This is a genomic window from Pseudomonas frederiksbergensis (assembly GCF_001874645.1).
In the GTDB taxonomy this organism is placed as follows: domain Bacteria; phylum Pseudomonadota; class Gammaproteobacteria; order Pseudomonadales; family Pseudomonadaceae; genus Aquipseudomonas; species Aquipseudomonas frederiksbergensis_B.
The window spans coordinates 4,471,320-4,495,269 of the sequence record NZ_CP017886.1 but is presented as its reverse complement, the minus strand read 5'-3'; the positions used below and the strand labels follow the sequence as shown (position 1 = coordinate 4,495,269).

Annotated in this window: 17 protein-coding genes, 4 tRNA genes and 1 pseudogene; 8 read left to right on the top strand and 14 right to left on the bottom strand. The window is 58.3% G+C overall.

The genetic code is table 11. The annotated features are described in order from the left end of the window. Window positions 1-4: 4 nt before the first annotated feature. Window positions 5-658, top strand: coding sequence for an HAD family hydrolase (locus BLL42_RS21490; protein ID WP_071553969.1), 654 nt, complete (start codon window positions 5-7; stop codon window positions 656-658). Window positions 659-758: 100 nt separating this feature from the next. Here BLL42_RS21490 and BLL42_RS21485 read toward each other — a convergent pair whose 3' ends face one another. Continuing rightward, window positions 759-1,721: a zinc-binding dehydrogenase gene (locus tag BLL42_RS21485; RefSeq protein ID WP_071553967.1), complete on the bottom strand. Its 963-nt coding sequence runs from the start codon at window positions 1,719-1,721 to the stop codon at window positions 759-761. 221 nt (window positions 1,722-1,942) lie between these two features. Between BLL42_RS21485 and BLL42_RS21480 the strand changes: the two genes are divergently transcribed. Both BLL42_RS21480 and BLL42_RS21475 read left to right on the top strand, forming a co-directional pair. Further along, window positions 1,943-4,030 (top strand): carboxy terminal-processing peptidase, encoded by a 2,088-nt coding sequence (locus tag BLL42_RS21480; protein ID WP_167368544.1) that lies wholly within the window; start codon window positions 1,943-1,945, stop codon window positions 4,028-4,030. Window positions 4,031-4,157: 127 nt separating this feature from the next. Next, window positions 4,158-5,932, top strand: a pseudogene (locus BLL42_RS21475) (bifunctional diguanylate cyclase/phosphodiesterase). A gap of 78 nt (window positions 5,933-6,010) precedes the next feature. Here the strand turns inward: BLL42_RS21475 and BLL42_RS21470 are convergent. The 7 genes from BLL42_RS21470 to bamJ all read right to left on the bottom strand — a co-directional run bounded on the left by BLL42_RS21470 (window position 6,011) and on the right by bamJ (window position 14,194). Then, a complete protein-coding gene (locus BLL42_RS21470; RefSeq protein ID WP_071553963.1) occupies window positions 6,011-6,409 on the bottom strand; it encodes a hypothetical protein in 399 nt (132 codons plus the stop codon). A gap of 3 nt (window positions 6,410-6,412) precedes the next feature. Beyond that, window positions 6,413-11,275, bottom strand: coding sequence for an RHS repeat-associated core domain-containing protein (locus tag BLL42_RS21465; RefSeq protein ID WP_071553961.1), 4,863 nt, complete (start codon window positions 11,273-11,275; stop codon window positions 6,413-6,415). 229 nt (window positions 11,276-11,504) lie between these two features. Continuing rightward, window positions 11,505-11,906, bottom strand: coding sequence for an SEL1-like repeat protein (locus tag BLL42_RS21460; protein WP_071553959.1), 402 nt, complete (start codon window positions 11,904-11,906; stop codon window positions 11,505-11,507). Next, window positions 11,907-12,278 (bottom strand): hypothetical protein, encoded by a 372-nt coding sequence (locus BLL42_RS21455; RefSeq protein WP_019693066.1) that lies wholly within the window; start codon window positions 12,276-12,278, stop codon window positions 11,907-11,909. Beyond that, on the bottom strand, window positions 12,275-12,616 hold the full coding sequence (locus tag BLL42_RS21450) for a helix-turn-helix domain-containing protein (RefSeq protein ID WP_071553958.1): 342 nt from the start codon (window positions 12,614-12,616) through the stop codon (window positions 12,275-12,277). Before BLL42_RS21450 ends, BLL42_RS21455 begins: the two co-directional genes overlap by 4 nt. A 115-nt stretch (window positions 12,617-12,731) precedes the next feature. Further along, the gene (locus BLL42_RS21445; RefSeq protein WP_071553956.1) at window positions 12,732-13,187 is read right to left on the bottom strand and encodes a YkvA family protein; all 456 of its coding nucleotides are present in this window, start codon (window positions 13,185-13,187) and stop codon (window positions 12,732-12,734) included. 293 nt (window positions 13,188-13,480) lie between these two features. After that, on the bottom strand, window positions 13,481-14,194 hold the full coding sequence (gene bamJ / locus BLL42_RS21440; RefSeq protein ID WP_071553954.1) for a BamJ family beta-barrel-assembly machinery protein: 714 nt from the start codon (window positions 14,192-14,194) through the stop codon (window positions 13,481-13,483). Between the two features lie 270 nt (window positions 14,195-14,464). Here bamJ and BLL42_RS21435 point away from each other — a divergent pair, with 270 nt between their 5' ends. Then, window positions 14,465-16,273 (top strand): di-heme-cytochrome C peroxidase, encoded by a 1,809-nt coding sequence (locus BLL42_RS21435; protein ID WP_081427318.1) that lies wholly within the window; start codon window positions 14,465-14,467, stop codon window positions 16,271-16,273. Window positions 16,274-16,301: 28 nt separating this feature from the next. Continuing rightward, window positions 16,302-17,438 (top strand): catalase family protein, encoded by a 1,137-nt coding sequence (locus tag BLL42_RS21430; RefSeq protein WP_071553950.1) that lies wholly within the window; start codon window positions 16,302-16,304, stop codon window positions 17,436-17,438. Window positions 17,439-17,574: 136 nt separating this feature from the next. Here the strand turns inward: BLL42_RS21430 and BLL42_RS21425 are convergent. From BLL42_RS21425 to BLL42_RS21410, 4 genes are all read right to left on the bottom strand, one after another. Next, window positions 17,575-17,651 (bottom strand) — tRNA-Asp (locus BLL42_RS21425). Between the two features lie 19 nt (window positions 17,652-17,670). Further along, window positions 17,671-17,746, bottom strand: a tRNA-Val gene (locus BLL42_RS21420). A 186-nt stretch (window positions 17,747-17,932) separates the two neighbouring features. Beyond that, window positions 17,933-18,009 (bottom strand) — tRNA-Asp (locus BLL42_RS21415). A gap of 19 nt (window positions 18,010-18,028) precedes the next feature. Beyond that, window positions 18,029-18,104: transfer RNA gene (locus BLL42_RS21410), tRNA-Val, on the bottom strand. A gap of 160 nt (window positions 18,105-18,264) precedes the next feature. On the opposite strand from BLL42_RS21410, the gene rdgC reads away from it, so the two are divergent. The 3 genes from rdgC to sugE all read left to right on the top strand — a co-directional run bounded on the left by rdgC (window position 18,265) and on the right by sugE (window position 20,733). Beyond that, complete coding sequence (gene rdgC, locus BLL42_RS21405; RefSeq protein WP_071553948.1) at window positions 18,265-19,185, top strand: recombination-associated protein RdgC; 921 nt, start codon at window positions 18,265-18,267, stop codon at window positions 19,183-19,185. A 146-nt stretch (window positions 19,186-19,331) separates the two neighbouring features. Continuing rightward, on the top strand, window positions 19,332-20,297 hold the full coding sequence (locus BLL42_RS21400; RefSeq protein WP_071553946.1) for a bile acid:sodium symporter family protein: 966 nt from the start codon (window positions 19,332-19,334) through the stop codon (window positions 20,295-20,297). Between the two features lie 118 nt (window positions 20,298-20,415). Then, complete coding sequence (gene sugE / locus BLL42_RS21395) at window positions 20,416-20,733, top strand: quaternary ammonium compound efflux SMR transporter SugE (protein WP_071553944.1); 318 nt, start codon at window positions 20,416-20,418, stop codon at window positions 20,731-20,733. Between the two features lie 61 nt (window positions 20,734-20,794). Here the strand turns inward: sugE and BLL42_RS21390 are convergent, their stop codons facing one another. After that, a complete protein-coding gene (locus tag BLL42_RS21390; protein WP_071553942.1) occupies window positions 20,795-22,669 on the bottom strand; it encodes an MFS transporter in 1,875 nt (624 codons plus the stop codon). Between the two features lie 84 nt (window positions 22,670-22,753). Continuing rightward, on the bottom strand, window positions 22,754-23,905 hold the full coding sequence (locus tag BLL42_RS21385) for a TDT family transporter (RefSeq protein WP_071553940.1): 1,152 nt from the start codon (window positions 23,903-23,905) through the stop codon (window positions 22,754-22,756). Window positions 23,906-23,950: the final 45 nt, after the last annotated feature.

Here is a 23,950-nt window from a genome sequence, read left to right as displayed (position 1 = left end):
ACTGATGGCTTTGGCAATTTTTGATCTGGACGAAACCCTGATCCACGGCGACTGCGCCTCGCTGTGGAGCGAGCAGATGGTTCGCCTCGGTTGGGTCGACGGCGAATCGTTCTTGCGTCGCGACAGGGAATTGATGGATGCCTATGGCAAGGGTCATCTGGCCATGGAGGACTATATGGCCTTCAGCCTGGAACCGCTGGCCGGACGCACCCCGGAAGAAGTCGAGCACCTTGTGGCGCCATGGGTCGAGGACGTAATCGAACCGATCATCTTCAGCGACGCCTGCAAAGCCATCGCCGAGCACCGCAAGGCCGGCGACCGGATTCTGGTGATCTCCGCTTCGGGCACACACCTGGTCAAACCCATTGCCAAACGCCTCGGCATTGACGAGATCCTTGGTATAGAGCTGGAAGTGACTCACGGGGTCTACAGCGGCAACACAGTCGGCACCCTGACTTATCGCGAAGGCAAGATCACTCGCTTGCTGGAGTGGCTGGACGCCGAAGAGGAGAACCTTGAAGGCGCGAGTTTCTATTCGGACTCACGCAACGATCTGCCGTTGCTGATCAAAGTCGACCATCCGCATGTGGTCAACCCGGATCCGGTACTGCTCGAGCACGCTGAAAAGGCCGGCTGGCCGATTCATCTCTGGACGTAAAAGCAAAAGATCGTCCGAACGCGGCCCGAGCCTTCGCCAGCGCCTACGTGGACCACACTTCCTCTGTAGGAGCTGCCGCAGGCTGCGATCTTTTCGCGGCTTAGACCAGACTCTCGTCAATCACCAGCACCAACTTGCCCGACACCTGATTGGTCGCAAGCTCGGCAAATGCTGCTTCAGCGTCCTTGATCAGGAAGGTCCTGGCCAGTTGCGGGCTCAGGCGCCCTTCGGCGAACAGCGGCCAGACATGCAGGCGTAGATCGCTGAACAGATCGGCCTTGAACTGCTCGTCGCGGCTGCGCAGGGTCGAACCCAGCAACTGAATCCGTTTGGCCAGTACTTGCGCCAAATCCAGCTGCGCTTCACGCCCCCCCATCAGACCGATCAACACCCAGCGGCCGTCGCGCGCCAGTAACTTCAGGTTCAGCGCGGCGTAGTTGGCGCCAACCGGATCGAGGATCACATCGAACGGCCCCAGGTCACGCAAACCCTCCAGCCCATCGGTGCGTACCACCCCGCCTTGCGCACCCAGCGCCTCGCAGTAGGCCAGCCGATCCGCGGAACCGACGCTGACCCAACACGGGTTGCCGAATGCCTTGCATAGCTGAATGGCAGCTGAACCCACTCCACTTGCCCCGGCGTGCAGGAGAACTTTCTCACCCGGTTTGAGCGCAGCCAATTGGAACAAATTCAGCCAGGCGGTGCTGTAGACCTCTGGCAACGCTGCCGCTTCGACCAGCGACAAGCCCTCGGGCACGGGCAATACGTGACGGCCATCGACCACCACTTCTTCGGCCATCCCACCGCCCGCCAACAGTGCACAGACCCGGTCACCGACCTGCCAGGACGACCCCGCGCCGACCTCGCTGATCACGCCTGAACACTCCAGACCCAGGACCTGACTGGCTCCCGGTGGTGGTGGATAGAGCCCCGCTTTCTGTAACAAATCGGCTCGATTGAGGCCCGCTGCCACCACTCGAATGCGAACTTGTCCTACGTCACACGTCGGACTGGGCTCTTCAACCCACGCCACTCGACCTTCAACGCCTTGCAATGCTTTCACAGTGCCTCCATAGTGAGTCTGGACTGAGCCCGATGCTGTAGCGCCGGGTTTTTTTGCATTATGCGACCGACCCAAGGTCGTACGAAAACTCACCGAGTGGTGATCAGGCTGTTTTGACTCAGCATGATCGAGACGCGAGCAGTTTGCGTAGAGCCTTGTGGAACCGGCGACTTTAAAGACGGCCTAATATGCGTTATCAATTGCCCCCGCGTCGAATCAGCATGAAGCATTTGTTCCCCAGCACCGCACTCGCGCTTTTCATTGGCCTGGGCAGCTTGTCGCTGTCGCCCACTACGTTCGCAGCCAATAGCTGGGACAACCTTCAGCCCGATCGTGATGAGGTGATTGCCAGCCTTAACGTCGTCGAGTTGCTCAAGCGCCACCATTACAGCAAGCCGCCGCTCGATAACGCGCGCTCCGCGATCATCTACGACAGCTATCTGAAGCTGCTGGATCCGTCGCGCAGTTATTTTCTGGCCAGCGACATTGCCGAATTCGACAAATGGAAAAACCAGTTTGACGAGTTTCTCAAAAGCGGCGACCTGAACGCCGGGTTCACCATCTACAAGCGCTATCTGGACCGCGTCAAAGCGCGTCTGGACTTCGCCTTGGTCGAGCTGAGCAAAGGCGTCGACAAGATGGACTTCACCACCCGGGAAACCTTGCTGATCGATCGCAAGGACGCCCCGTGGCTCAAGACCACTGCCGAGCTCGACGACCTGTGGCGCAAACGCGTCAAGGACGAAGTGCTGCGGATGAAGATCGCCGGCAAAGACTCTAAACAGATTCAGGAAACCCTGACCAAGCGCTACAAGAATCAGCTGTCGCGCCTGGATCAGACCCGTCCGGAAGACATCTTCCAGGCGTACATCAACAACTTCGCCATGTCCTACGACCCGCACACCAACTATCTGTCACCGGATAACGCGGAGAATTTCGACATCAACATGAGCCTGTCGCTGGAAGGCATCGGCGCCGTGTTGCAGAGCGATAACGACCAGGTGAAAGTCGTACGTCTGGTGCCGGCAGGCCCGGCGGACAAGACCAAACAGGTTGCACCGGCCGACAAGATCATCGGCGTTGCCCAAGGCAGCAAAGAAATGGTCGACGTCGTCGGTTGGCGCCTGGACGAAGTGGTCAAGCTGATCCGTGGACCGAAAGGCACCGTGGTGCGCCTGGAAGTGATCCCGGCCAGCAATGCGCCAAACGACCAGACCACCAAGATCGTCTCGATCACCCGCGAAGCGGTAAAGCTTGAAGATCAGGCGGTGAAGAAGTCGATCCTCAGCCTCAAACAGGACGGCAAGGACTACAAGCTCGGCGTCATCGAGATCCCGGCCTTCTACCTGGACTTCAAGGCCTTCCGCGCAGGTGATCCTGATTACAAGAGCACCACCCGCGACGTCAAGAAGCTGCTGACCGAACTGCAAAAAGACAAGGTCGACGGTGTGGTCATCGACTTGCGCAACAACGGCGGCGGTTCCTTGCAGGAAGCCACCGAGCTGACCAGTCTGTTCATCGACAAAGGTCCGACCGTGCTGGTACGTAACGCCGACGGCCGGGTCGATGTACTGGAAGACGAAAGCCCGGGCGCCTTCTACAAAGGCCCGATGGCGTTGCTGGTCAACCGCCTGTCTGCTTCGGCTTCGGAGATTTTCGCCGGCGCCATGCAGGACTACCACCGCGCGCTGATCATCGGCGGCCAGACCTTCGGTAAAGGCACCGTGCAAACCATCCAGCCGCTGAACCATGGCGAGCTGAAACTGACGTTGGCCAAGTTCTACCGGGTTTCCGGGCAGAGCACCCAGCATCAGGGCGTGCTGCCGGATGTCGACTTCCCGTCGATCATCGACACCAAGGAAATCGGCGAGAGTGCCCTGCCGGAATCCATGCCGTGGGACACCATTCGCGCGGCCATCAAACCGGCAGTCGACCCGTTCAAACCGTACCTGGCGCAGCTCAAGTCCGAGCATGACGCTCGTTCGGCCAAAGACGCTGAGTTTGTATTCATTCGCGACAAACTGGCGCTGGCCCAGAAGCTGATGGCAGAAAAAACCATCAGCCTCAATGAAGCCGAACGTCGCGCGCAACACGCCGATATCGAAGCCAAGCAGCTGGTGATGGAAAACATCCGCCGCAAGGCCAAGGGCGAAGAGCCGCTCAAAGAACTGAAGAAAGAAGACGAAGACGCCATCGCGGCCGAGCCAGAAAAGACCAAACCGGAAGACGATGCCTACCTGAGCGAAACCGGGCGGATTCTGCTGGATTACTTGAAGCTGAACACCGCGGTCGCCAGCAACAAAAAGTGATGGCAATTTAATGCTGACGCTCCCCGGATCGTCATCAAACAGTCATCATTCTGTCGTGAAATAAAGGACTGGGCGCGCTCTCTGAAAAAGAGCGGGCCCAGTCCTTTTTTTATCGCCAGAGATCGCCATGACCACGACCGAACAGCTGAGTGCCTTGAGTTCAATTCTGGCTCAAAGTGGCTTGCACAGCCTGTTCCAGCCGATCGTTTCACTGTCCGAACGACGCATCCTCGGTTACGAAGCCCTCAGTCGCGGTCCCTCCAACAGCCCTCTGCATTCGCCCATCGCGTTGTTCGCCGTGGCCCGCCAGGCTGGCCGTCTCAGCGAACTGGAAATGGCCTGCCGACACAGCGCCTGTCGTCGCTTCAATGAACAACAGTTACCGGGCAAGCTCTTTCTCAATGTCTCTCCCGAATCGTTGCTCGAAGCCGGCCACCAACCCGGTAGAACCCTGCAAATGCTCCAGGACTTCGGCATCCCGCCCAGTCAGGTGGTGATCGAGCTTACCGAGCAAACCCCGACCGACGATTTTCAGTTGCTGCAAAACGCGCTGCATCACTACCGAGCCATGGGTTTTTCGATTGCATTGGATGACTTGGGGGCCGGGTATTCGAGCCTGCGACTCTGGTCGGAGTTGCGTCCGGATTATGTGAAGATCGATCGGCATTTCATCGATGGCATTCATCAGGATGCGCTCAAGCGCGAATTCGTCGGCTCGATCCTGCAGATCGCCAAAGCCTCGCGGGCACAAGTCATTGCCGAAGGTATCGAACTGCCGGAAGAACTCGCGGTGTTGACCGAGATGGGGGTCGACCTGGTGCAGGGCTATCTGCTGTGCCGTCCGCAGGAGCATCCGCCACGGGACGCCCGGACAATGATGCCCAAGCACGACAGCAGCGCAGTGGCGCTCAACGATGAAGGCAGTGACCTCAGCGCCCTGCTCAACGAACATCCGGCGGTTGACCGCGATACACCTACCGCTGACGTACTGGAAGCCTTCCGTCGTCAGGCCAACCTGAACTCGCTGGCAGTGCTCGACGAACTCGGTCAGCCCTGTGGCATCGTCCACCGTCATTCGCTGTCCGATGCGCTGCTCAAGCCGTTTGCCACCGACCTGTTCGCGCGCAAACCGATCAGCCGACTGATGAACGACGACTTCCTCGCCGTCGAGCTCAGCCAGTCGCTGCAACAGGTCAGCCGCCTGATCACCAGCCGCGCCCGGCAGCGCATCGAAGAGGATTTCATCATCACCCTCAACGGCGGCTATCTGGGCCTGGGTCGGGTAATCGACGTGCTCAAACTGATTACCGAACTGAAAATCCAACAAGCCCGCTACGCCAATCCGCTGACCCTGTTGCCGGGCAATGTGCCGATCCAGCAGTGCTTGACCCGGCTGTTGCAACAGAGCCGCGAGTCAGTGATCTGCTACGTCGACATCGACAGTTTCAAGCCGTTCAACGATATCTACGGCTACGGCCGCGGCGACGAAGTCCTGCTGTGTCTGGCGCAATGCCTGAACGACCGCGTCGACCCCAGCCGCGATTTCGTCGGCCATATCGGCGGCGATGATTTTCTGCTGGTCCTCGGCCCGGAAGACTGGCGCAAGCGCCTGAACCAGCTGCTCGAGGACTTCCACAGCCAATGCCGACGCTTCTACCGCAGCGAACACCTCGAAGCCGGCTGCTTCATCGCGCCCAATCGTCAGGGCGTGCGCCAGGAATTCGCGCTGCTGTCGCTGTCGATCGGCGTGGTGCATTTACACCCACAGGCCTGCGGACAACTCGACGCCAGCCAACTCGCAGAAATGGCCTCACAGGCCAAGCACCATGCGAAGAATGTGCAGGGGGTAGTGTTTATGTGATTGATAGTTTGGGGGTAGCACCTCAACTGCATAGTTTGTAGAAATTGGCGCGTTGGTAATCGGATGCATAGCGGTTTTAGATTAAAAAGCCCTCTCCATTTTTTATTTTTCCGGACTCGCTACTCATCCGAAATGTCTGATTCGACCCAGCGCATATAGAAGTCTCTTTGCACATTCGGGTCGTTGGTCAAATTTTCCTCTTCATAATCGAATATATTCACCACATCGCTTCTCAAAGCGTACTTCCCCATTGTGAGTTCATATGCTTTTACTCCGAGCGACATCTGAGAAGACATGCTAGAAGGATGCACGTTTATTTTGGCGCCCTTACACAAAAATACCACATCAGGGTGACCCTCTCTAACATGCCCGAAACATTTGTAAAAGTCCGTTCCAGAATAAATTTTGCTATATCCATCCGCCATAACAAAATTAATGGTCAACTTTTTCGAGTCGCAGAAAAGCTTAGCAAGCTCACGCCTACCGTTTTTGATAACTACAATCTCTACACAGTCCACTCTCTACTCCTTGTTTGGATTCAAGATAGTGTAACGCGCGCTACGACCATCAGCACCAATGGGCGTAACACCTAAAATATCCTTACGTCTAATACCACCTTGTATTGCTATCTCTCGCTCACTTGGAAATTTATACTTCTTGCCTAACTCAATCTTCAGATCTCTACCCGGGATCATCCGCATCGTGTACAAAAAGCCACTTCTCATATTGAATTTCGTCGCAAAATCTATTCCTACGTCTCTAACGGGAGAGGTACTAACAAAATTGCTCGGAGGCTTGTTACTATCAAGCGAGTGAAGCAGTAAATCATTGCTATCCCCCTTAGGTTTAAAACCTTGTTCAAAAATCTCATCGGGATGACGTCCATCCCCACGATATAAATACTTTTCTTCTGGATATGTGGGAAGTTTAGCCTCACCCTCATCAACCCCCGCCTTCCCCGCCGGATTTTCCGCCTCCCCCGGCTTCTTGCACTTACCTGCCCCCGGGCAGTCACTCAACCCCAACGGATCCACCCACCCCGTCGGATTCGGGGTGTACTGATACCCGTTAATCCCACCCGCCAGCTTGCTCGGGTCGGGTGTCAGGTAGCGGCCGATATCTGGATTGTAGTAGCGATGCCGGTTGTAATGCAGGCCTGATTCGGCGTCGAAATACTGCCCCTGAAACCGCAACGGCTGCTCACGCTGTTCTTCGCCAAAGTGCTTCAGGCTGGCGAGTTTGCCGTAGGCCTTGTAGGTCGCGGACCAGACGATCTCGCCGCTGTAGTCGGTGAGCTCTTGCGGTGTGCCGAGGTGGTCGAGTTGGTAGTAGAACGGGCAGGCCTTGCGCGGGCCTTTGCCGTCGAGCATGGCCAGGGGGCGGAAGCTTCCGGGTTCGTAGAGGTAGCTGCGGTAGTGTGCTTTGCCGCTTTCGGCGACGAGGTTGTCGCCTTGCCAGAAGAACCCGGTGGTGTGGCCGTCGACGGTTTTGGCGATGCGACGGCCAAAGGCGTCATAGCGGTAGCTGGCGGTTCTGCCGTCCGGCCGCGTGACGCCGATCAACCGGTGCTGGCAGTCGTAGCGGTATTCGGTGACGAGTTTCTGCGCGGTGCCACGACGCTCACGGATCAGGTTGCCGAAGGCGTCGTAGTCATAATGGCGGTCGCCTTGCAGCAGCAGGCGATTGCCTTTGATCGTCGCCAGCCCCGGACGATCCTGCATCTGCAGGTTGCCAGCCGGGTCATGGCCGAAGCTTTCCGGGTGTGGATCGCGGGAATGGCGTACACGAACCAGGCGGTTCAGCGGATCATAGTGATAATTGCGCTGGCCGTGACGACTGTCGGCGATGAGGTCGAGGTTGCCGTTGGCGCTGTAGACGTAATCGCGGCGATAGCGTGGTTGCTCAGCGAGAGAGACGGCGTGGGCGTGCAACCGGCCCTGTTCATCGTAATGATACCGACTGAGCAGTTGGCCCTGCTGGCGTTGCTGCTCGCGTCCAGCGTCAAAGATGTGCGTGGTCAGCCGCGTGCCGTTGAGGTCGATGGCGGTCAGCACCCCGCCCTTGGCGTGGTGGTAGTCGAGCGTACTGTTGTCCGGCAGGCGCAGCTGATCGAGTTGACCGCAAGCGTTGTAACGATAACGCAGGGTGCCCCAGCCTTGATGCTCAGTGATCAACCGGTCTTGCGGGTCGTACTCGAACTCCAGCGGCCAGTCGTTGCCGTCAATGACGCTGACCAGCCGGCCTAAGGCATCGTAGTGGTAATTGACCTGGTTGCCGTCAGCCAGGGTTTTGACCAACAGACGTCCAGCGGTATTACGTTGATAACCCGTAATCCACCGTGAACCATCGTCGCCAAACTCGGTTTTTTCCAGCAGATGGCCGTTGAGGTCATAGCGGTACGCGGTGCGTCGACCATCAAAACCGGTCTCTTGCTCGATCAGCCCGTTGACGCCGTACGCCAGCTGATACTTTTCGCCTGCTTCGTTTTCGATCTCGCTGAGCAACAGCCGTGCGTTGTCATAGCGATAGCGCAACTGAGTGCCGTCGGCGTTGATCCGACGGCTGACCAGGTGCAGGTCATCGGCGTATTCGTAGCGCGTGACCTGGCCCGACTCATCGCGCTCGGCGCTGAGCTTGCCGTAGGCGTTATAGCTGAAGGCGCGGGTGACACCACCGGGCAAGGTGGTCTGGATCAGTCGGCCGACAACGTCCCATTGATACCGGGTGACTGCACCGTGTGCGTCCTGACGATGGCTTTGCCGACCCAACGCGTCGTAAGCGAAACACCACCGACTACCGTCCGGTCGTTGCTCCTCGGTCAGTTGCCCGAGGTTGTTCCAGGTGAGGACGTGACAACTGTTATCCGGATAGCGGATCGACAACAGTCGGCCCCGATCATCGTACTGGTAATGGGTGATGTGCCCATCAGGGTCGATGTGTTCGGTGATATCACCCTGAATGTTTCGCTGGTACTTCCAACGCGCCTTGCCCCGACGCATCACCCGAACAAAACCGTTGTGATACTCGTAGTAAGTCGGTTCGTCTTCTGGCGCAATGACCTCCAGCAACCGCCCGGCTTCGTTATAGGTATATTGGGTGACGCCGCCGAGAGGATCTTTTTCGGCCACCAACTGACCGTTATCGTCGTACGCCTTAAGGTGTTCGGCACCGTCCGGCCCGACCTTGCGCACCAACCGTGCCTGCTGGTCGTGGACGTAAACCTCTTCGCTGCCATCGGCGTTGTGTACCGTGACGCTGCCGTCGTCGTCCCAGACGTAGCGCGAATCCATCTGCGCAAAACTCGCCCAGTGACGCACGCAGCGAGCGGCTTTGCCTTCGCGCTCCCACTCCCAGAAAAAACTCGCGCCGCCGGCCAGTTGCCGCTGGAGAATCACCGCCTGAGCGTCGTAGTCGTAGCGCTCGCTTTCGCCAGCGGCGTTGATGGCTTCGATCAGTCGATGGCGGTCGTCATAGCGATAGGCGACCAGGGTTAGCTCGGTGTGCCAGGCTTCATCCGGATTCGCCGCCGCACGATAGACTTGATAGTCGACGGCGATCAGATGTCGTCGGTCGTAACACAACAACAAGGCGCGACCAGCACCGTTGTCCAGCCGTTTGATCCGCGCCTGGCGATCGCGGGTGATGCGCAGACGGTTGTGGTAAGGGTCGCTGATGGCCGTGAGGTTACCGTCACGAAAATGGTAGAAACACGTCGCCTCACCGGCTTGGGCGAGGATCAGTTCATCGACGTCGTCGCCCAGGTAAATCGCCGCCCGCGACAGGCTGTTGTGGATCGTCGGACGTTCGGCGCTGGGTTTGGGGAAGCGCGTGCGGCGGTTTTCGTGGTCGATCCAGACGACGTTATCGCCGTCGATTTCCAGGCGATGCGCCAGCGAGTGGCTCCAGCCAAACCCCAGCCCGCTGTCGATCTCCACCGCGCTGGTGCGGTACAAGCGGGTGAAGGCGAACGGCAGCACGCCGTCCAGTTCGCCGTCGGTGAGGGTCAGCAGTTCTTCACCGGTGACCATCGACACCGGGCAGTTGTGGGTGGCGGTTTTATCCGTAGTGTCGGCGCTGGCACCGTTGGGATTTTTCGCCTGATCCGGGGCGTTGTCGTGATGCTCCTGCTTGCTCAGGCGGGTCCTGGGCCCAGATTTGTCGCGTGCGATGGCCGCCGGATTTTTCACGTAAAGGGTCGGCGCGTCACCAGGGCTAATCTTCAACGGCACGCGGGGCGTCGGTGCGAGCGGCGCCTTGTGTGCGCTCACCATCAGCGGCTTGAGCGCATCGGCGTGACTGTTGAAACGCTGGTTGCTCGACACCAACGCCAGCCGGACGCTCAAGGCTGCCAGCCACTTTCGAGCACGCTGTGACTTGATCTTCCCCAGCACTTTGGCGCTCACGCCTGCCCCAAGCCCCATCGGCCCGGTCACGCAAGCCAGCAGCAATCCGATCAGCACGCCCGTGCGAATCTCGGCCATCACTTCGGCTTCGTACTGCGGCGGCAGCATCCGCAGCCAACTGGTGACGGCCGTCAGATAGATGAACAGAAACGGTTCATCGCTGAGCACCAACAAGCCATTGGCAATCGCTTCTGCGGAAGCGTTGAGCAGGGTTTCGAGCTCGGCCTGGGTCAGGTACTCGAGGAGTTTTTCACTGTTGGCTTGCAGGTCGGCCAGCAGTTGATAGAGCTGCTGAACGTCATCCCAGAGGTCGAGCAAGGCGCTTTCAACACCCCGTTGATCTGCCTGCTGCAACGCGTTGTAGCGCTCGATAAAACCGCGTTGCGAAAAGCTCGCCCACAACGGCTGGAACTCGTTCGTCCACTCGCTTCGCAGCCAGTCTTCAAGATCGGCAATGGTGGTTTGATAAGAGGCGTAGAGCGCCTTGACGTGATCCTGAGAGACGTTGGGGTAAAAGGTGATTCGGTGACGCTGCCCACGCCAGCACTCGGGGACTTCAAGGAGGCCGCTGGGGCCGATAATTACGTGGATTGGCTCGCCGTCCACCTCATCCCCACCCGGCCCATCGATCAAAACTTCAAGCATCACCGGGGTATTGCCGATCGGCACGAAACGCGCAGCCTGGAACATGTGCACCAGGGTCAATGATCCGCCGGCCGGACAGGACGCAACGGTGGCGCTGATCGGTGTGGTCGAATGCTTCGGTGCGGCGAGGCTGACTTCGCTGCCGACCTTGAACACCTGCTCGACATCCAGTGCTGCGCCCGTCCAGAAACTTTCGGCCCAAGAATCGTAATCGCTGAGGCAGTGCCGAAAGTCATTGAAGACCGCCGCAATATCCGGGCTTCTCGGGTTCAGCGCAGCAATGACCAGATGGCCAATGGCGGTGTTCAAGGTCTGCAGTTTTTTTGGATCGAGCATTCACAATCCTTCGCGCGGTCGCTGTGGGACGCGAGACTGTGCGGGGATTTCGCGGGGAATGAAGTCAGGACAAACGGAGGATGATGTAGGGTATTTCGTTAAAGCCGAGGGAATGGGTCAATCAAGCAGAGCGGGCACTGCTTTATCGGCGAATACCTTACAAACGCCTGTAGGAGAGTGCTTACCCGCGATCGCGGGCAAACCGGGTCAGCCCGCGTGAGAGTGGCCGTCAAACATCACGTGACGCCAGCTCCTTGAGCTTGATCTCGGCCAGCGGATGTCCGGCCTTGGCCGCCATCTGCCACCAACGCGCTGCCTCGGCAGCGTCAGGGGCCTTGCTCGGTGTTCCGGCAAGGCTGATCACGCCGACCTGATAGGCCGCTTTACCATCCCCCGCCCGTGCGGCAAGACGCAACAAACGTACGCCCTCCTCGCGGGCACCGAGACCTTGACCACGGAACGTCAGGATGTGGCCATAGAAGCTTTGCGCGCCGACATCGCCGAGGTTCGCCATGCGTGCGAACTGGCCTTCAAGCCAGCTCCAGCCGCGTGGCTGGCGGACAAACCAAGACCAATGAAACAGCCTGCGTGCCAGCCAGTAACTGGCACGGGCTTTGAGTCGCCAAAGCATTCAGGCCTCCGCAGATTCGGGGTATTCGTACTCAAACACCCGCACCACTTCCGACGCATGCCAGGACGCGGCAGCCACGCCATCGGAAGGCCCGGAGAAACGCCCCAACCGCTCGACGCATTCGAAGAACCCGGTGCGCGGCAAACGGCTAGCGCCCTGGCTGATGACCAGCGAACTGCGCAGTGGCTGCTCGGCCCGAGCATCCAGAGCCGCCAGATGCTCAAGGGCGGCAGTCAAGGTTTGCATGGCCGGGCTTGGTAACTGCAAACGCTCAAGCAAGGCGCGATAAGTCAAAAGATGACGCTGACGGCGGGCCTGATCCAGCTCGCCGATTAAACCGTCCCAATGTTGACGACTGATGCGTACGCTCACGATTCATCCCTCCATCCCGGCACCGTCAACTCCCAGGCCAGGCTGCGGCGAATCGCAGCGTCAGGTTGACGCTCGCCACTTTCAATCAAGGCCAGATAAGACGGGCTGATGCCTACCGTGCGGGCCAGCGCCTCGATGGCGATGCCCTTCCCTTCGCGCAAACTGCGTAGTTGATCCAGACCCGGAAGAACCTGGTCTGCTGTGGCCGCGTGGCGGACTGTAGCTTCACGCGGTGGCTGTTCAGTGACGCCTGCTGCTTTCAATAACGCTTGATACTGAGCCCACGGCAGAACCGCGTATTCGGGTTCGCCATCGCGTGCAATTATCTGAATATCCATGACTACCCCGTAGGACAACAACACTTAGCGAGTCGGCACCTTTCCCTAGAAGTGTAATCCTAACAGCCGCCAAGGTCGCGAGGGGGTATCAATCTTTGGAGGAGCCTGAATCGGCTCAGTTTTTTTTCGGGCCTTGCAGTTGCAATTGCTCTGGCGTATCAGGCAGACGCTCTATGATCGCGAGCTTTTCCGGCTGTTGACGGTCGCGCCAGGCTCGGAAAGCGCTCAGTTCGTCATCGAGGGTTTTCATCACCCAGGCCAGCACAGCGATGTCATCCAGCATGCCAAATACCGGGATGAAATCCGGAATGGCATCAAGCGGGCTAAGGAAGTACATCAGCCCCGCCACCACTGTCAGCATCGACTTGCGACTGATGTCCCGATACTCGCCGCGCCAGTACGCCAGGCACAATGCCTGCAGCAATCGCAGGTCGTCTTTAAGCTTGCCCAACCGGTCGCCCTGGCTCGCACCTTTTCTGGCGACGGCAAACAACAGGGCCGGTAAACGCCCACGACTGAGCAACCTTCCAGCCAAAGGTAGAAATCGAGCGAAATTCCAGGGTGCTTTCATCATTTCTCCCGCTGAAATGTTATCCACACAAATTGTGGATAACCTTGTGAACAGAGCCGCTTTTCACGCCTGAAGGCCCCGCTTTACAAGGGCTCAGCTCAGATCGGGCGTTTTTTACTCACATAAAAAAACCCAACATTTCATTGACTTGGCAACCTACTGCGTTTAGCTGAGGCGCCCTCAATGCTATGACTCCACTGCACGGCGTCCGTTCGCTTGAATTGTCGACCGCTGGACGCCAGATGCAACAACGCCCCGTATGAACGGGGCGTTGTTTTTATACCAGACGCTGATTACTTGGCAGCGTCTTGTTTTGCCGGATCTTTGATCGCCAGCAGTTCCAGGTCGAATACCAGCACCGAGTTGGCCGGGATTGCCGGGCTAGGGCTTTGTGCGCCGTAGGCCAGATCACTAGGGATGTACAGTTTGTACTTCTCGCCTACGTGCATCAGTTGCAGACCTTCAACCCAACCCGGGATCACGCCGCTAACCGGCAGATCAATCGGGCTGCCGCGCTCGACGGAGCTGTCAAAAACGGTGCCGTTGGTCAGGGTGCCGGTGTAGTGAACAGTCACGACGTCGGTCGGCTTGGGCTGAGGGCCGTCGGCTTTCTTGATCACTTCGTACTGCAGGCCGGAAGCCGTGGTAGTGACACCGGCTTTCTTGGCGTTGTCTTCGAGGAACTTCTTGCCGGCAGTTGCCGACTCTTCGCTCATTTTGGCCAGACGCTCTTCAGCGCGCTTTTGCAGCGCAGCGAAAGCTTCAACCAGTTCGTCATCCTTCAGTTTCTGTTCTTTCTTGCCGACGGCATCTTCGATGCCTTGGGCTACGGCTTTGGAATCCAGATCATCCATGCCTTCCTGAGCCAGGCTCTTGCCCATGTTCAGGCCAATACCGTAGGAAGCTTTTTGCGCCGGGGTTTTCAGCTCAACGCTGGTCTGCGAGTCACAACCCGCAAGTACCAGGCTAACCAGGGCCACCGCCGCCGCCAACCGATGCTGTTTCATGCTATTTCCTTGTTCATGCGCCTAAAGGGCAATCGAATAAAGCCGCGAGCTTATCAGGCCGCCACGACCAATGGCTACCGGCATGAGAGCAGGAAAGCTCCGATAAGTTCAGGTCTTTTAACGCATTTTGCGAGTAGTGGTCATGAAGCTTCTGTCAGCGTCTTCTCAGTGCAATAGACGTCGGTTCCTACAACGTCTGGCGTAATGGCCACTTGCCGCATACCCGGACCTAAGGCATAACAAGGCTATAAATCGACAAGGATGTTTAACGTGCGCCTCTTGATCCGTGTGCTGCTGCTGATAATCACCCTGCTGGCAGTCGCTCTGGCGGTGGTCCTGTATTACGTCGCCAACCCGAAACTGCCGGTCTATACGCCAGTCGAACAGGTGCATTACCTCGAGCAGTGGGACACCGCCGACCGCCAGACTTACTACTTCACCCCGCAGGGTGCACAGGTCAAGGGCTTGCGCTACAACTGGTTCACAGCACTTGAACTGCCGTTCTCGGAGCAACGTTTTGCAGTGCCCGAATACCTGGCACGCTTTGGCTTTCTAGTGGATCCCGCGCAAAAAACCACGCTGAACAACCCAGGCAACCTGCCCGTCGGTTTCGCCCGTCATCAGAATCCAGGCAGTAAAGAAGAGTTTCTGGATATTACCTGCGCCGCCTGCCACACCGGCGAGCTGCGCTTCAAAGGCCAGGCAGTACGCATCGACGGCGGCTCGGCACAACACGTATTGCCTTCCAGCGTCCCCACTCTGCGCGGCGGCAGTTTCGGTCAGGCATTGGTCGCAAGCCTCGCCTCGACCTACTACAACCCCTGGAAATTCGAACGCTTCGCACACAACGTACTGGGTCAGGACTATGACGCCCAGTACTCACAACTGCGCCAGGACTTCAAAACTTCGCTGGATTCCTTCCTGCGCGCTGCCTGGAATGACACCCACCGCGGCCTCTATCCCACCGAAGAAGGTCCAGGCCGTACCGACGCTTTCGGCCGTATCGCCAACGCCAGTTTCGGCGACGCTATTTCGCCGAACAACTACCGAGTGGCCAATGCCCCGGTGGACTACCCGCAGTTGTGGGATATCTGGAGCTTCGACTGGGTACAGTGGAACGGCTCAGCCCAACAACCCATGGCGCGCAACATCGGTGAAGCCCTGGGCGTCGGCGCAACGCTGAACTTCTTCGATGCTGCCGGCCAGCCGCTCAAGGGCGATGATCGTTACCCTTCCAGCGTGCGAGTACGTGACCTGCAACTGATCGAAGAGACCCTGAAGCGACTCAAACCTCCGGCCTGGCCCGAAGCATTGCTCGGCAGCATCGACAAACCACTGGCCGCCAAGGGCCGCACGCTGTTCGGCGAAAACTGCGCCGGTTGCCATGTACCGAAGGTGACGGCGACCAATGGCCGGCCTGAGCAGAATTTGAAAATGTTGCCGGTGGATGTCATTGGCACCGACCCGAGTGCTGCCAACAACATTGCCGACCACCGTTTCGACCTGAGCGCGCTCAAATGGGACCTGGCCGAACTGGCGAAACTGGATGTCAAATTGCACCCGACACCCACTGGGCCACCGGACCTGAGCAAGCTCTCGGTTGCCAAAGGACTGGCTTACGTAACTGCCTTCGTAGAGAACCGCGCTTACCGTGACGCCAACGTCACAGCTGAAGAGCGCCCCGCCATGGATGGACTCGGCCTGCCGATTGGCGTTCGAGAGCTACGAGCGTACAAGGCCCGACCGCTGGCAGGCGTCTGGGCGACCGCGCCGTTTCTACACAACGGTTCGGTACCGAACATCTACCAACTGCTCTCGCCGCAGGATGAGCGCGCAACCACCTTCTACAAAGGCACGTTCGAATACGACCCGCAGCACCTGGGTTATCGCACTGAAGCCTTCAGCAACGGCTTTGTGTTCGATACGCAAATCACCGGCAACCACAACAGCGGCCACGAATTTCGTACAGGTCAACGGGGCAATGGGGTCATCGGCCGCCTGCTGCAGCCACAAGAGCGCTGGGCGTTACTGGAATACCTGAAGGTGCTAGGCGGTCCGCTGGAATCGCAACTGCCATGACCATCACCCCGGCCCAAAGGACTCGTGCATGTTGATCACTCTTTGGCTGCGCATCGGCGTATTGCTCGGCAAGACCCTGCTGTTCTTGTTGGGCGTCGGCTTGCTGGGCTGGGCAGTGGCGACGGCCTGGTTCGCCTGGCATTACAGCGGCCCGGTCTCAGCCAAAGAACACATCCCGACCGATGAAGCGGCAATGACGCAGGACATCATCCAGACCGCCGTGCGCATCGTCGACCAGCACCGCGAAAACACCCGCTACCTGCGCGATGCCCACGCCAAGGCTCATGGCTGTGTAAAAGCCGAAGTTCAGGTACTGGCCGATTTGACGCCTGAACTGCGCCAAGGCGTTTTCGCCGAAGCAGGCAAAACCTGGCAAGCGACCCTGCGACTGTCCAACGGCAACGCTTATCCACAATTCGACAGCGTCCGCGATGCCCGAGGTATGGCGATCAAATTGCTTGATGTGCCGGGAAAACAGTTGCTCAAGGATCAGCAGAGCCGCGGCGAGCAGGACTTCGTGATGTTCAGCCATCCTAACTTCTTCGTCAGCAACGTCGCCGAGTACCGTCAGAACATTGCAGCTCAGGCCGACGGCAAGCAAGTCATGGCGTTCTTCCCGAATTGGGATCCGCGTAGCTGGCAGGTTCGTCACCTGTTCATTGCCTTGGCGACCTTGGCGCCAGTGCCAGCCAGCCCGACCCAGACCACTTACTTTTCCGTCTCGCCGTATAAATTCGGTACGGCCAATGCCAAGTTTCGCGTTGCGCCAGATCCTGAAAGCTGCCCCAGCTATACCCTGCCTGCACAGAATCAAGCGCTGCCAAACTTTTTGCGCAGCGCACTGAATCAACAACTGTCGACAGATCGGGTACCCGCGTGTTTTGTCTTGCAGGTCCAGCGCCAGGACCCAACCCGACACATGCCGATCGAGGACACCAGCATCGAATGGCGTGAAAGCGATGCACCGTTCGAAACCGTGGCGCGGATCCAGATTCCCGCCCAGGACTTCGACACGCCAGCGCTGAACCTGCAATGCGACAACCAGTCCTTCAACCCCTGGTTTGGTCTGGAAGCTCATCGTCCTATCGGCGGTATCAATCGGCTACGCAAAGCGGTGTACGAAGCGGTCAGTGATTACCGGCACGCGCGCAATACCGAGCAATAGACCAGAATGAAAAAAACGACCCAGGGTCGCTTTTCTATTAGGGGCCATGACTTAACAAAACCCCAGACAGCAAAAAGCCCGCATTAAGCGGGCTTTCTGTGGTGACCTGGCGTTCAGTGTTCCAGGTTACCGAATATGGCGCAGCGGACGGGACTCGAACCCGCGACCCCCGGCGTGACAGGCCGGTATTCTAACCGACTGAACTACCGCTGCGCGTAGCGTTGAAAGTAAATGGTGGGTGATGACGGGATCGAACCGCCGACATTCTGCTTGTAAGGCAGACGCTCTCCCAGCTGAGCTAATCACCCTTTACCTTCGTTGCGGGGCGCATTGTGCCACAAAAATTCATAACGTGCTGATTTAATTAAGAAAAATATTAAAAAAGCTGAATTTCGATGAAACAGTGCACTTCGCGTGGAACTCTTACAGCAAAAAGCCCGCGTTAGCGGGCTTTCTGTGGTGACCTGGCGTTCAGCGTTCCAGGTTACCGAATATGGCGCAGCGGACGGGACTCGAACCCGCGACCCCCGGCGTGACAGGCCGGTATTCTAACCGACTGAACTACCGCTGCGCGTAACACTGAATGCGAATGGTGGGTGATGACGGGATCGAACCGCCGACATTCTGCTTGTAAGGCAGACGCTCTCCCAGCTGAGCTAATCACCCTTCACGTTCGGTGTGGCGCGCATTCTACGGAGCAGCCCCACCTCTGGCAAGCACTTTTTAAAATAATTTTTTCAGGCCTTCCAAAGGCTTAGCTGAGGGTTGGCCTATGACGCTGCGCGGAGAATAATGCCCCCCTTTGTATAAAGGAGAGACTCACCCCATGTGGTTCAAAAACCTGCTTATCTATCGCCTGACCCAAGATCTGCCTTTTGATGCTGAGGCGTTGGAAACTGCACTGGCCACCAAACTGGCGCGTCCATGTGCAAGCCAGGAGTTGACCACCTACGGTTTCGTCGCGCCGTTTGGCAAAGGCGAAGATGCACCCCTGGTGCATGTCAGCGGAGACTTCCTGCTGATCGCCGCACGCAAGGAAGAACGCATTCTGCCAGGCAGCGTCGTGCGTGACGCAGTCAAGGAAAAGGTCGAAGAGATCGAAGCCGAGCAGATGCGCAAGGTCTATAAGAAGGAGCGTGACCAGATCAAGGATGAAATCATCCAGGCGTTCCTGCCGCGCGCCTTTATCCGTCGTTCGTCGACCTTTGCCGCCATCGCACCCAAACAGGGGCTGATCCTGGTCAACTCCGCCAGCCCGAAACGCGCCGAAGACCTGCTTTCCACTCTGCGTGAAGTGATCGGCACGCTGCCGGTACGTCCGCTGACGGTAAAAATGTCCCCGACCGCTACCATGACTGAGTGGGTCACCACCCAGAAAGCCGCCGACGACTTCTTCGTACTGGATGAGTGCGAACTGCGCGATACCCACGAAGACGGCGGCATCGTTCGTTGCAAGCGTCAGGACCTGACCAGCGAAGAAATCCAGTTGCACCTGAGCACCGGTAAAGTGGTCACTCAGTTGTCCCTGGCCTGGCAAGACAAACTGTCTTTCGTCCTTGACGACAAGATGGTGGTCAAGCGTCTGAAGTTCGAAGACCTGCTGCAGGATCAGGCAGAACAGGACGGTGGCGATGAAGCCCTCGGCCAACTGGACGCCAGCTTTACGCTGATGATGCTGACCTTCGGCGAATTCCTCCCGGCGCTGGTTGAAGCGTTGGGCGGCGAAGAGACTCCGCAGGGGATCTGATCGCGCTAATGGGCGCCGGTCGAATCGGCGGCGCCTGAAAGAAAAAGATCGCAGCCTGCGGCAGCTCCTACAGAGAAACGCTTAAATTCTGTAGGAGCTGCCGCAGGCTGCGATCTTTTTGCAGACGATATAGGAAGGAACAGGTCATGCGTGCACTGGCAGCACTGAGTCGCTTTGTCGGCAACACTTTCGCTTACTGGGTCTTGATCTTCGCCGTGGTGGCCTTCCTGCAACCGGGGTGGTTCATCGGCTTGAAAGGCGCGATCGTGCCGTTGCTGGGACTGGTGATGTTCGGCATGGGCCTGACCCTCAAACGTGAAGACTTCGCTGAAGTTGCCCGCCATCCATGGCGCGTGGCGCTGGGCGTGGTCGCACATTTCGTGATCATGCCCGGCGTGGCATGGTTGCTCTGCCAGGCGTTTCACCTGCCGCCAGAAATCGCCGTCGGGGTAATTCTGGTCGGTTGTTGCCCGAGCGGTACCTCATCGAACGTGATGACCTGGCTGGCCCGCGGTGACCTGGCGCTGTCAGTAGCGATTGCCGCCGTCACTACCCTGCTCGCCCCATTGCTGACGCCGACCCTGATCTGGTTACTGGCCTCCGCCTGGTTGCCGGTATCGTTCATGGAACTGTTCTGGTCGATCCTGCAGGTGGTGTTACTGCCGATCGTGCTCGGCGTGGTCGCCCAGCGTGTGCTGGGAGATCGGGTGCGCCACGCGGTGGAGGTGCTGCCGTTGATTTCGGTGGTGAGCATCGTGATCATCGTCGCCGCCGTTGTCGCGGCGAGTCAGGCAAAGATTGCCGAGTCCGGCCTGCTGATCATGGCTGTGGTGATGCTGCATAACAGCTTTGGTTTTCTGCTGGGTTACTTCACCGGACGCGTGTTCAAGCTGCCGTTGGCGCAACGCAAATCCCTGGCCCTGGAAGTTGGCATGCAGAACTCCGGCCTGGGTGCGGCGTTGGCCAGCGCCCACTTCTCGCCACTGGCGGCGGTGCCAAGCGCGCTGTTCAGCGTTTGGCACAATATTTCCGGGGCGTTGCTCTCGACCTATTTCCGCCGGATGAGCGAGAAACAGGACCGCGAACTGGCAGCCCAACAAGCAATCGACTGATCCTCGAACTTGATCCCCTGGTTAATCATGGGCACTATAGTGCGCATCGCGAGGACGACCTCGCGGCTCGATCGAGTTATTAATCTGGGGACGACCCCGTCAATCGATGGAGGTCTTCATGCCTTGGATCATTCTGTTTTTCGCCGGCCTGTTTGAAGTCGGCTGGGCCGTAGGCCTGAAATACACCGACGGCTTCAGCCGCCCTCTTCCCACCGTACTGACTGTCGGCGCCATGGTGATCAGCCTGGGGTTGCTGGGTCTGGCCATGAAGGATCTGCCGTTGGGCACTGCCTACGCAATCTGGACCGGCGTTGGCGCGGTGGGTACGGTCATCGCTGGAATCATCCTGTTTGGTGAATCCATGGCGCTGTTCCGCCTGGCCAGCGTCGCGCTGATCATTGTCGGGTTGATTGGCTTGAAAGTCAGCGCCGCCTGACGAATACCCAACAATGAAAACGCCCGCAATCATGCGGGCGTTTTTTTTTCAGCCAGTAAACCTAACGAACCACGCCACGCAGCTCGCCGACCAGTGCTTGCAACTGTGCCGGTTGCGCGACCTCAACCGCCACCGCCGGCCCGGCCACCAGGGTCACCCGCGACCAGAGGCGGTGGAACAACCCCTTGTTCGGATCACGACTGAAGAAGCTGCCCCATAACCCTTGCAAGGCCAATGGAATCACCGGCACCGGTGTCTCTTCCAGTATCCGCGTCAGCCCGCCTCTGAACTCATTGATTTCGCCATCGGCGGTCAACTTGCCTTCCGGGAAGATACACACCAACTCGCCATCCTTCAGGTACTGGGCAATGCGCTTGAAGGCCCGTTCGTAAATCTGGATGTCTTCCTGGCGCCCGGCAATCGGAATGGTCCCCGCAGTACGGAAGATGAAGTTCAGCACCGGCAAGTTGTAGATCTTGTAATACATCACAAAGCGAATTGGCCGACGCACCGCGCCACCAATCAGCAAGGCATCGACGAACGATACGTGGTTGCAAACCAGCAACGCCGCGCCTTCATCAGGAATCAGCTCAAGATTGCGGTGCTGAACGCGGTACATGGAATGGCTCAGCAGCCAGATCATGAAACGCATGCTGAATTCGGGAACGATGCTGAAGATGTAGGCGTTTACACCAATGTTCAGCAGCGACACCACCAGGAACAGCTGGGGAATCGACAGTTTGGCGAGGCTCAGCAGCACAATCGAGACAATCGCTGAAACCACCATAAACAGTGCGTTGAGGATGTTGTTGGCCGCGATCACCCGCGCCCGCTCGTTTTCGGCGGTGCGCGACTGAATCAATGCGTACAGCGGCACAATGTAGAAACCGCCGAAGATCCCCAACCCGAGAATATCCAGCAACACCCACCACGTATGGCCAAAGCCGAGCACTTCGATCCAGCCATGACCTTGAAGGCTTTCCGGGATACCGCCGGAGTGCCACCAGAGCAGCAAGCCAAACACCGTCAGCCCAAAAGAGCCAAACGGCACCAGACCGATCTCGACTTTGCGTCCGGAGAGTTTCTCGCAGAGCATCGAACCCAGTGCGATACCGACCGAGAACACCGTCAGAATCAGCGTCACCACGGTCTCGTCGCCGTGCATCCACTCTTTGGCATAGGCCGGGATCTGCGTCAGGTAAATCGCCCCGACAAACCAGAACCACGAGTTGCCGACAATCGAACGTGAGACTGCGGGCGTTTGCCCAAGGCCCAGACGCAAGGTCGCCCAGGACTGACTGAAGATGTTCCAGTTCAGCCGCAGCTCAGGGGTCGACGCCGCCGCGCGTGGAATGCCGCGGCTGGCCAGATAGCCCAGCACCGCGACACCGATGATCGCCGTGGAGACGATCGGTGCGTAGTGACCGGACGACATCATGATCCCGGCGCCGATGGTCCCGGCCAGAATCGCCAGGAAGGTGCCCATTTCCACCAGACCGTTGCCGCCCACCAGCTCTTCTTCGTGCAGGGCCTGTGGCAGGATCGAGTACTTCACCGGGCCGAACAGCGCCGAGTGGGTACCCATGGCAAACAGCGCCACCAGCATCAGCGACAGGTGATCGAACAGGAAACCGACTGCGCCAACCGCCATGATCGCGATCTCACCGAGCTTGATCAGGCGAATCAGCGCGTCCTTGGCGAACTTTTCACCGAACTGCCCGGCCAGCGCCGAGAACAGAAAGAACGGCAGGATGAACAGCAGCGCACACAGGTTGACCCAGATAGAGCGGTCACCCTCGATCGTCAGCTTGTACAAAATGGCGAGGATCAACGACTGCTTGAAAATGTTGTCGTTGAACGCCCCGAGGGACTGCGTAACAAAAAACGGCAGAAACCGCCGCTTGCGAAGCAAGGTGAACTGCGAAGGGTGACTCATCTTCCATGTCCCTGTGTGGCTTGGAGGCTCTTATTGGAATGTCGTACAGCGATCCAGGCCACAACCTTACCTAAACTTTGCGAATTATTTCGTTAATCCGGCAATACACGGTGAAACAAACAACTCGCCGCGCCAGGCGCCTTGAACGGTGCGCTTGGAGACGATCAGCCACATGATCGCCAGTGCGACCACCAATACGCTGCCAAAGAGGCTGAAAAAGCTCAGGTTCAAGGTGCTCGCCAGCTTCAGTGTGGCCAGCGAATAGACGCCCAGCGGGAAGGTAAACCCCCACCAGCCGAGGTTGAAGGGAATCCCGCCACGCAGGTAACGCAGGGTGATCAACACCGCCATCAACATCCACCACAAGCCGAAGCCCCACAGTGTGATCCCGGCGACCAGGCCCAGCCCGGCGGCAATTTCACCGATACCCGGCAAGCCATTGGCGGCAAAAATCGCTGGCGCGTCGCTGCCCAGCAGCAACATACCCAACGCCCCGGTGCCGATCGGCCCCAGCGCCAGCCAGCTCGACGCCGCCATGTTTTCGTGGGGTAGTTTGTGCAGGGCCATGCGCAGCAGCAGGATGGTCAGGATGCTGAACGCCACCGGCAGCGAGAACGCCCACAGTACGTAGCTGGTCACCAGCACCACCAGTTGCGAGTGGGCGTCAGTCAGGTGCGGCGCAAGCAAGCCACCACTGGCCGCTGCGACTTCCGCAGCCACCACCGGCAGCAGCCAGACAGCGGTCATCTGGTCGATGCTGTGCTCCTGACGGGTGAACATCATGTACGGAATCAAGATGCCGCAGGCCAGCGACATGGCAACGTCCAGCCACCACAACACCTCAGCCAAGTGCACTACGCCCTCCCCCCAACGCGGCAAACCGAACAGCAGGAAGCCATTGATGATGGTCGCCAGGCCCATGGGAATGGTGCCGAAAAACATCGAAACCGTGGAATGGCCGAATATCCGTCGCGCCTCGTCGAAGAAAAACGCCCAGCGTGCGGCATACAACCCGCTGAACAATAGAAACAGGAAAATGTTGAACATCCACAGGCCTTCGGCGAAGGCATGCAAACCGGGGATTGACACCGGCAATTGGGCGAGCGCCAGGGACAGGACCCCGGTGCCCATGGTCGCGGCGAACCAGTTCGGGGTGAACTGGCGAATTACTTCGCGAGGGTGCTGCAAATGGCTCAAAGGCCGGTTAACGGTTTTGTTGCTGTTGGGGCATTGCATCGTGAACTCCTGTCCTCGGGTGAGGTGGAACTCATGGTAGAACCG